Source organism: Proteiniclasticum sediminis (genome assembly GCF_018128025.1).
Taxonomy (GTDB): domain Bacteria; phylum Bacillota; class Clostridia; order Clostridiales; family Clostridiaceae; genus Proteiniclasticum; species Proteiniclasticum sediminis.
In genome coordinates, this window is sequence record NZ_JAGSCS010000025.1 from 22,232 (window position 1) to 31,881 (window position 9,650).

Genomic DNA, 9,650 nt, shown 5'->3' on the forward strand with positions numbered 1-9,650 from the left:
CATGCACTTAATATGAAATAAGTATAATTGATATTAATTATCAAAAACTAATTCAATCGCATTTAGGGCACTTGGCAGTTCTTTTTCCATAGGATCCAAAAGTACTTGTATCGCAATTCCAAACATCGCTCCTGAAAGCATTCTTGAAATATCTTTTGAACTATACCTCCTTATATTGTTTTTCAATTGATTGTCTTTCAGAATATTTTTCTCAATTAAGCCCGATATATCATTAAACAGATTTTTCAGTGTTTCTCCAAAGGTAGGATGCCACAAGGCCATACTTGTGAAATCATACAACAGTCTAAATGATTTTGGATTCTTCTCAAGCATTCCCCTAAAATAGATGAGTAGATTGGATATTTTTTCTTTTGGAGATTTCCCTAAACAAATATGTCTCTCAATTTCCTGTAAATACTCCCGAATTGTGAAATTAATGACTTCAATAAATAATCCTTCCTTATTTTTATAATGATAATTTAGCTGGCTTAGAGCAACTTCAGCTGCATCTGCTATATCGCGCATTGATGTGTTTGCATAACCTTTCGACGAAATACATTCAAAAGCAGTCAATAATATCTTTTGGGATTGATTTATTTTTTTCTCCTTATACTCCATCCTAACCCCTCCCGTTTCAATTCGAACGTACGACCGAATTGAATATTATCACAGATTCAATTACAGGTCAATACCAATTACAATATTGACGTCGTTATAAACCAAAAAACAACTCTACTCTAGAATCACGGACTTGTGGTTCGCTTTTCATAATTCAATTTCAACGCCTGATTTAATCATATTATAAAGTGGTCACCATACACCGTAACATTTTGGATGATTGCGAGTATACACACCATTTCCATCATGGTCAGGATCAGAGCCTGCTCGTTGCGTTGGTACTGCCCAAATAGCTCGGTTCTGAATTTTCCATTACGATGGCGAGGCACCCGAAGGCTAATGCGCCGACCCGGGTTGAAATTCCCGTTGTCGGAACCCATTTCGGTAAGACCTGCGTTGGTCTGTTTGTTTATAGGGGTCTGCACCAATTTGCTCCTTGGACTGAATCAGCAGCACTTGATTGAAGATTGTTTCCAAAAGCTTAGTAAATGCCTTATCTCTTCCATCTCCCGTAAAAAGTCCGTGCAAATGCTCTTCGGTTAGGGTAATATTGAACTGAGTCATGATTCATCCTCCTCGGTTTGGTATTTGCTCGACAGTTATATTCTAACCGAGGATATAAGTTTTTGACTCGTTTTCTTTTTATACCATTATATTGACTTAATCTGTCTCTCTTTCACAGTTAATATATTTCAACATGTTGCTTAATGACGTTTTGACCTGAAGATTGAAATTATCAGCACCACAACAATAATGCCTGCAAGACTAAGGCCTCCTTTAAACATTGAAATAATGATTGGTTCAATTTCTGCACCAGAAATATCAGTTAATCCTAGTCCTACAAGTATTCCAGCAATTACTATACTTAAAGATAGAAGCACTATGCTTATTGATAACCGGCTAAATGCGCTATCAAGCTTTTGTACATATCGATCTGCATCTTTCAGCTTAAACTGCATTATAAAATCATCATGTTCCAGTTTATCTAGAAAACTCAGCAAGGCAGTCGGAAACTTTCTTACAAGATTCCCGTAATCTAAAACACCACCCAGGATTTCCTTACCTATTTTCTCAGGTGAAATCAAGGTGAAAATAAGCTTCCCTGCAATAGGTTCAGCAATTTCAAGGACATTAAGGTCCGGATCCAATTTCTCAACCAATCCCTCTAATGTAATAAGAGATTTAGCAAGCATTGTGAACTCTCCTGGAATCATAATATTATATGAAAATGCCAAGTCAAAAACTTCATTAAAAACTTCACCAATTTTTATTTGACTCAAAGGGACTGACAAGACTTGATCTCTCAATCGATCAATGTCTTTTTCCAACTTTCTCATATTGATTCTTTCTGACATTGCATCTAGTTCAACAATTGCTTGAACGATTAGTTTACTGTCTTTCAGCGTTATTCCCATTAGCATTTTCAGAAATTGGTTTTTTCTATGAAGGTTCAATTGCCCAATCATGCCTAAATCTAAGAAAGCTATTGTATTATCTTCTAGCACCATTATGTTCCCCGGATGTGGGTCTCCGTGAAAAAAACCATCTCTCAATATTTGGTATAAAATTGAGGTTGCTAATCTTCTAGCAATTATAGTATTATCAAATCCTAATCGCTCTAATTCATCAAAATTCTTTAATGATACCCCTTTGATCTCTTCCATCGTTATAACACGATTAGTTGTGTGAATCCAACTAATATCAGGAACAATTACACTATCATCATCTTTGAAATTCACTTTAAACGTTTCAGCATTTTCCCCTTCCAATCGGAAGTTTAACTCATTTGCCAAAGTAGTCTCAAATTCTTCCGCCATTTTGCTGAAGCTATAAAGTTTACCTAATCTGGTTCGATTATCAACAAAATCTGCTATGTCTTTTAGTATCCCCAGATCAAGGCTAATATTTTTTTCGATATTTGGTCTTTGAACTTTTACAACTACATCTTTGCCAGACAACAGTTTGGCACGGTGAACTTGTCCAATCGATGCCGCAGCTATGGGTTCCGCTCTAAACTCTTTAAAAATGTTCTCAAGTTTGTCTCCCAACTCAAGTTCTATTACTTCCTGTACTTCATTCATTGGAAATGGTGCTACTGAATCTTGAAGTTTTTCCAATTCGTGAATTATATCATGAGGCAATAAATCTGGTCTTGTGCTCATGATTTGACCTAGTTTTATAAATGTCGGTCCCAACTCTTCGAAAGATAATCTCAGCCTCTCACCAATAGATAATCTTGAAGATTCGCCCTCTGATAATTCATTGGATTGCTTTTCTATTTTGAGATATTTTAAAATGCCTAACCGATCCATTAAAGTACCAAAGCCATGGCTAGCAAAAACCATGACAATTTCCCTGGATCTTTTAAATTTTCTGTGTCTATTAGCTGCCACTATTTATCACCACTCATTCTAATTTTCATTTTTATCTAAGAAAATAGCAGATATAGATTAAAGACACTTCGTCATCTATATCTGCTAAAGTCTTAATAGGCAAATATACCTTTTTGATTCTCAGTGGAAATAGACACATTAGCTATCTTTCTTTTCCAATAAAAACCACCAAAACCATACCTGGACCTGTATGGGTTCCTATAATTGGTCCTAAGTCATTTATAACAATATCTTTTGGAGCTGTCTCACTCAGAATTAAAGATTTTAGATACTCTGCGTCTTCTAGACAATCTCCATGATTAATGTAGATCATCTGTTCTTCCGGATTGATTACACGAGCTTTATACTCTTCATATAAAGTTTTGATAGATTTTTTTCTTCCTCTAATTTTTTTAACAATATTTAAGCTACCATCATTCTGCACATTCAAAACTGGTTTTACATCAAGCAAACCGCCAATAGTTGCGCTTGTAGCCGATATTCTTCCGCCTCTTTTTAAATGATCAAGGCTATCGATTGTAAACCAGTGATTAATTTTTAGTTTGTTATTTTCAATCCATTCTACAATTTCCTGTTTGGACTTTCCTTTTTTCAACATTTCACTAGCATAATACACCAATAACCCCTGTCCGATTGAAGCACTTTTTGAGTCAATAACTGTAATATTAGCTTCTGGCATATCTTCCAAAATTGAATTTTTTGCCATCACCGAACTATTAAACGATCCGCTCAAGGCTGATGAGAATCCTATATAAATAACAGATTCCCCTTTTGAACAGAATTTTTTAAACTCGTTCTCAAAAGTATATGCAGTAATCTGTGCAGTCGTTGGCATGCTTCCATTTCGAAGTGCGTCATAAAATTCTTTGTGGCCAAGGGATTTTCCAAAATCGTCTGTATAGTTGATTCCATCTAACTGATAGGTAAATGGAATAACATGGATGTTATTTTGGGATAGATACTCAACAGGCAAATCGCAATTTGAGTCGGTTATTAAAGTTGTTCTCATTCAAACACCTCCCATTAATAGAATGACCAGTTTGAGTAAGCAATGACATTTATTAACCTGTCATCATTCTGCCTATCAACTGGTCTTCTTTGTCAACTACTTTTTCAACTCACTTATATCTGTCTTCGTGGCTATTTCCTTTTCTTGCAAAATATCAATAAGCTCTTCTCTTATAATCTTTCTTAGATCTTCTTTATTAATTAGGTCTTCTTTACGAGCGATATCTTTATAATCTAAAGCTTCGAGAATTTCATCTCTGATCATTTTTTTAACATCATCTCTTTGTTCTTCTCCCTTTTTAACCAAATCATTTACCAGGTCTTTCGCATCTTTCCTGGCTACTTCGCCTCTGTTCACCAGATCATCAACAACCTCTTCAATTTTCTCTCTTGAGTATGAAAATACACCAAGTCCCATATTGATTGATTTTTCAATTAATCCTGCCATTTTGTTTCCTCACTTTCATAATATTATTCAAATAATACTTGCATAGCATTTAATGATTCAAGTAAGTCGTCATCATCATCCAGTAGTACCTGAATCCCCGTTCCAAACATCGCCCCCAAAATCAGGCGAGATAAAGATTTGGTGGAATACCCCTTTAATTCACTCATTTTCAGATTCTTCATGATATATTTTTCAATCATATCTGATAAGTCTTTAAATAGTTCACTTAGCAAGTCTCCAAAAACTGGAGACCAAAGAGCTAATCCTGTAAAATCATAAAGAAGTCTAAATAATTCCGGATTATACTTAAGCATTTTTCTGAAGTAATTTATTAGAGATTTTATTCTCTCCTTGGGGGATTCCTCTGCCACTAGAGATGATTCAATTTCTTGAAGATACTTCCCGATCATGATTCTTACTACTTCTTTAAATAACCCTTCTTTGTTCTTGAAATAATAATTCAATTGACTTAGCACAACACCTGCCTTATCAGCAATATCTCTCATTGAAACATTGGCATATCCCCTTGTTGATATGATTTCAAAAGCAGCTGTTATTATCCTTTCGGATTGACCCTGATCCTCTGTTCCAATAGGCACTTAATCACCTCTTTTCATTCGGTCGTTCGTCCGATTTAAGTATATGATAATATTTTTTTACTTCCTTGTCAAGACCCACTCATAGTGTGATATGATATTAGAATTTAACAAAGTACACTCATAAAACATAAGTATCCTAAAGCAAAGTTCGTATTCTATACCTCAATTTCAATGCCTGATTTGAAGCTTATCACAAAATGGTCTTCATACACAGTGACGTTTTGGATGAGCTTCCTTACAAGCGTGTCGTCATATAGTAGGGTGCGATATTTGTTCTTGCGGATAATTTCTATCAGTTCGTTGATCCGCTCATTCTCACCACTTAAGGATGCATCTTCCACAAGGAGGCTCTGTCGCTCTTCACGGAGCTTATCAATCTCATCGGCTAGGAATTCGTAATCCTTTCCTTTGTTGGCGAGGTTGATCACTTCTTTCTGTTTTTCTTCAAGCAAGGTGTTTATCTCTGAGATCTTGTACTCTGTGGTGTCACCAATTACTGCATGGATGTTTTCTTCCAAGGTTCTTATCATGTTGTCCCCACCGGCAAGGAGCTTGTTTATTGCCGTCATAACCGCATCATATAAATCACCTTCTTTTACCGTCCGGTTCTTACACGTTTCAGGGCCTTGCTCAATTCTTGTAACGCATCGCCAAACAAATTCTTTTCTACCGTGAACATTCCAATAGACCCGTCTGTAAATGTCCCCGCAATCTCCGCAGAAGGTTATGGTGCTCAAAGCGTATTTACTGCTATAGAGCCTTTTGTTTTTATCTGCTCCTGTGTAAATATTATTCCTGCGATGAAGTTCTTCCTGAGCCTGTAAAAATAGTTCCTTTGGTATGATCGCTTCATGGCTATTTTCAACATAATACTGTGGGACATGGCCTTCATTCTTAACCCTTTTCTTTGTAAGGAAATCCACCGTGAAGGTCTTCTGTAGAAGGGCATCCCCGATGTATTTTTCATTCATGAGAATCTTTTTGATGGTCTCCGGTCGCCATCTTGGTTTTCCTGCAGCTGTCAAAATACCGTCCTTCTCAAGATCCCTACCAATGCCTGCTAGGCTTTTACCCTCAAGGTACTCTCTGTAAATACGTTTAATGATCTCAGCCTCTTCAGGAACAATGATCAAGTTGCCTTCTTCATCTTTTGTGTACCCCATAAATCGATTGTGGTTGACCTGGACTTTCCCTTGTTGATATCGGTATTGAAGTCCGAGTTTAACGTTCTGAGAAAGGCTCTGACTTTCTTGCTGCGCGAGGGATGCCATAATGGTAAGTAGCACCTCCCCCTTGGCATCCATTGTATTGATGTTCTCTTTCTCGAAAAATACGGCTATGTTCTTATCCTTGAGTTGCCTAATATATTTTAGGCAATCCAGAGTGTTACGGGCAAATCGACTGATGGACTTTGTAATCACTAGATCGATGTTCCCCTCCATGCACTCATCAATCATGCGGTTGAACTCTTCTCGTTTTTTCGTGTTCGTGCCTGAAATGCCGTCATCTGCAAATATGCCTGCGAACTCCCATTCAGCATTTTTCTTTATAAACTCGGTGTAATGAGCAACCTGCACCTCATAGCTGGAGTTCTGCTCTTCAGTTTCTGTTGAAACTCGGCAATAAGCAGCAACACGCAGTTTCTTTACTTTTTCTTTTGCGGCTGTACTTCCGACCCTTTTTCGTGCTGGAATTACAGTTATGTTTTTCTCTGCCAATTTAAACCTCGCTTTCTATCAGACTATACAGGTACTCCGCTCGCGCTACTGGATCATCTGGAAGTTTACCTTCTGATTTTCTCATTTTAAATCTTTCTATAGGTGGGGGAGCACTGAAAGCTGCAAGCTCTGCAATCCTCCCTAGGTCCTTCGCACGTTTATTTCTAACTTCTTCGGCCTTATCGAACGTCTCTTTATCAATGATTGCGGGGTATACGTCATTTCCAAGATAGTTGATGTTTTTCAAAATAAGGCCCATTGATGAATGAGTCTTCTGAATACCAGCCTGCTCACCGGCCACAGCTAGAGAAAGTCCTGAAATGTACTTTTCAAAGAAATCCTTTACTTGACCTGCTGCCTTCTCATCGACAGTTATGACTCCGTCTTTAACTGTATATCCGTATGGTACATATGCCATTTATCTCACCACCTTTTCTATAAGGGAAAGTCCACATTTCATTTTAAAGGTTAGTTCATCCCTTGAATTCGCAATGATGTTTTCTACAAACTTTTCAAAAGCTTCATCTGTATAATTGCCATCAAACTTATCTGCTGACACATAATCAAGAAGTGCCTTTACCTCGTCTACCTGAGAAGAGCCACTTGTAAATGACATGACTAGGTTCGTCTTCTCAGCAGTAAGATTTTTTATTTCTTTATCCAGAACATTTCGTTCCTTGTTAAAAAGAGCTGGTTCAAGAAACCCTTTTGTCATAAGACCAATCAGTGTATTGCGTTCTTCGGTTAATTGCTCCATGCGTTTATCTATGGCATCAATTCTTGCAAGATCGCATTCTTCATCAATCTTGTTTATAGAATTATAAAGTGGCTTCAGTATTAGCTTTTTGCTAAATGCGAGCTTATTCATCATGGTTGAGAATGTTGCCTTTATCTCTCCATCCCGAATAAATAGCATGGAGCAGCTGTCCTTGTCTTCAATGTGTCCTTTGCAGCTCCAAGCAATATAACTTCTGCCAACAGAGTAGTTTGTTCTTCTCTTGAATTTACTGCCGCACTCTCCACATAGGATTCTGCCACTTAGCACATACCTGTTTTGATAAGCTTTTTTGTTAGCAGTTTTGCTCATAGATTTTGCTCTTTGAGTTATCAGCTTTTGAGCCTTGGAAAATACTTCTCTGTTGATGATCGGTTCATGATGATCCTTGCAGTAAAACTGATCTTTCTCTCCATTATTAATGTGTCGATTGAAGTTGCTATCCGTGTAAGTCTTTTGGAAAAGCACATCACCTTTGTATTTTTCGTTGCGGAGCATATCAATCACCGTACCCGAACTCCAATGATTGCCCCTTCTTGCAGGGATTTTGTCTCTATTTAGGCCTTTCGCGATAACACTTCCACCTTTCCCTGAAAGGCACTCTGCAAAAATACGTTTGATTATTTCAGCTTCTTCAGGAACAATAACCATCTCACCATTTATGTTTGCATAGCCATATGGCGGAGTGCCAATAATGTAACTGCCATTTTGAAACTTTTTACTGATTGACCATGTTGTGTTCTGTGAAATAGACGCGGACTCTTCAGCAGCAAAACCAGATAAAATAGAAAGCATTAATTCACTTTCCATATCACCTGTATTCAGATTTTCTTTCTCGAAATAAATATAAACACCGATATCCATTAGGTGCCTTACCAGTTCTAGGCAATCCGTGGTATTTCGTGCAAAACGACTGATGGATTTGGTGATAATAAAATCAATCCTATTACTTTCACAATCACGAATCATACGGAGAAGTTCAGGTCGTTTTTCCTTCTTGGTGCCTGATATGCCTTCGTCATAATAAAGTCCGGCAAACTCCCATTCCGGATTGGATTTAATATAGTTTTCATAGTGTTCCCGCTGAGCTTTAAGGCTTACCAGCTGGTCATCACTATCCGTTGAAACCCTTGCATAAGCGGCAACTCGAAGTTTGTTTTCTGATAACTGTGATTTGGGCAGTTCTTCTATTTTCGTTATCTTTTTCATCATCTCACCTCACTTTCTGCTATTACATATATCACTCTAAAAGGCAATAATAGCAAGTGTTTCAGGGCATTATCTCGGCTAACTTCGGAGAGAATTTCTGGCGGTTTAATGCTGATATTTTGTGTAGTTCATCTTGTGTAATCTTGCCCTCTTTATAGAGCATGCCAACAATGCTCTCAGCTATATAAAAGTCATATTCTTTCTGTAACTGTTCTTCTGACATCGGTTCTGTCTCACCCTTGATAGGAGAACCATCTTTCACTTCAATAATGTTCATAAAAAAACACCTCCTACCTGGTAGCCACGGCGGGAGGTGAAATCTGATGTTTTCTTTAATCTTTCTTATAAAAATCGCATTCATAGCCATCTGCATCAAGGAGCAGTCCCTTTGCCCAGGGAGGTACTCTGCCCATCTGCTTGCATACCATATCAAGTGACAGGCTTTGATCAGCCTCAATAATTACTTCATCGTGTACATGAGCCACAATGCTACAAGTGCTAAGTGTCTTCATGGCATGCATCAAAATATCACGGGAGATTGCTTGAACGTAAGCGGTCTTTAATCGGATGGGTGTATCCATCGAGGGAAGTATGGGATAATTTTGGAGAGAGAAAACAGAAGGCGACCTCACGGTCGCCGGTATGACTGTTATACTGAACATTCTTTCCGGACCTGTGGATTCCAGGGCAGGAGTTGTTCGATGCCTTCGGATCTTTCTTCCACGGAGTACCGAGGAAGAATCTCCAGAAGGAGGTTAAGATATTTATAGGGATTCAGACCATTGGCCTTGGCGGTCTCCACCAGACTGTACACGATGGCGCTTGCCGAGGCCCCCTTCGGACTGCCCGAGAAGAGCCAGTTGCGGCGGCCGACGGTAAAGG

Annotated in this window: 10 protein-coding genes and 2 pseudogenes; all 12 read right to left on the reverse strand. The window is 38.1% G+C overall.

Annotated features, from left to right (window positions below):
- Positions 1-33: 33 nt before the first annotated feature.
- The 12 genes and pseudogenes from KCG48_RS13385 to KCG48_RS15095 all read right to left on the reverse strand — a co-directional run bounded on the left by KCG48_RS13385 (position 34) and on the right by KCG48_RS15095 (position 9,546).
- The gene (locus KCG48_RS13385; protein ID WP_023389005.1) at positions 34-618 is read right to left on the reverse strand and encodes a TetR/AcrR family transcriptional regulator; all 585 of its coding nucleotides are present in this window, start codon (positions 616-618) and stop codon (positions 34-36) included.
- Positions 619-851: 233 nt separating this feature from the next.
- Positions 852-1,182: pseudogene (locus tag KCG48_RS14920) on the reverse strand (transposase); the annotation flags it as partial.
- Between the two features lie 140 nt (positions 1,183-1,322).
- Positions 1,323-3,011: a 2-polyprenylphenol 6-hydroxylase gene (gene ubiB / locus KCG48_RS13400; RefSeq protein WP_219983339.1), complete on the reverse strand. Its 1,689-nt coding sequence runs from the start codon at positions 3,009-3,011 to the stop codon at positions 1,323-1,325.
- Between the two features lie 142 nt (positions 3,012-3,153).
- On the reverse strand, positions 3,154-4,020 hold the full coding sequence (locus KCG48_RS13405) for a DegV family protein (RefSeq protein WP_023389003.1): 867 nt from the start codon (positions 4,018-4,020) through the stop codon (positions 3,154-3,156).
- A gap of 96 nt (positions 4,021-4,116) precedes the next feature.
- On the reverse strand, positions 4,117-4,467 hold the full coding sequence (locus KCG48_RS13410) for a phasin family protein (protein ID WP_023389002.1): 351 nt from the start codon (positions 4,465-4,467) through the stop codon (positions 4,117-4,119).
- Between the two features lie 23 nt (positions 4,468-4,490).
- Positions 4,491-5,066 (reverse strand): TetR/AcrR family transcriptional regulator, encoded by a 576-nt coding sequence (locus KCG48_RS13415; protein ID WP_023389001.1) that lies wholly within the window; start codon positions 5,064-5,066, stop codon positions 4,491-4,493.
- A 155-nt stretch (positions 5,067-5,221) separates the two neighbouring features.
- On the reverse strand, positions 5,222-6,784 hold the full coding sequence (locus KCG48_RS13420; protein WP_023389000.1) for a recombinase family protein: 1,563 nt from the start codon (positions 6,782-6,784) through the stop codon (positions 5,222-5,224).
- Between the two features lies 1 nt (position 6,785).
- Positions 6,786-7,202: a recombinase gene (locus KCG48_RS13425; RefSeq protein WP_023388999.1), complete on the reverse strand. Its 417-nt coding sequence runs from the start codon at positions 7,200-7,202 to the stop codon at positions 6,786-6,788.
- Positions 7,203-8,768 (reverse strand): recombinase family protein, encoded by a 1,566-nt coding sequence (locus tag KCG48_RS13430; protein WP_023388998.1) that lies wholly within the window; start codon positions 8,766-8,768, stop codon positions 7,203-7,205.
- 61 nt (positions 8,769-8,829) lie between these two features.
- A complete protein-coding gene (locus tag KCG48_RS13435) occupies positions 8,830-9,045 on the reverse strand; it encodes an SHOCT domain-containing protein (RefSeq protein WP_026478190.1) in 216 nt (71 codons plus the stop codon).
- A 55-nt stretch (positions 9,046-9,100) separates the two neighbouring features.
- A pseudogene (locus KCG48_RS13440) lies at positions 9,101-9,316 on the reverse strand (hypothetical protein); the annotation flags it as partial.
- 101 nt (positions 9,317-9,417) lie between these two features.
- Entirely contained in the window at positions 9,418-9,546 is a 129-nt protein-coding gene (locus tag KCG48_RS15095) for a hypothetical protein (RefSeq protein ID WP_408004736.1), read from the reverse strand.
- Positions 9,547-9,650 lie beyond the last annotated feature (104 nt).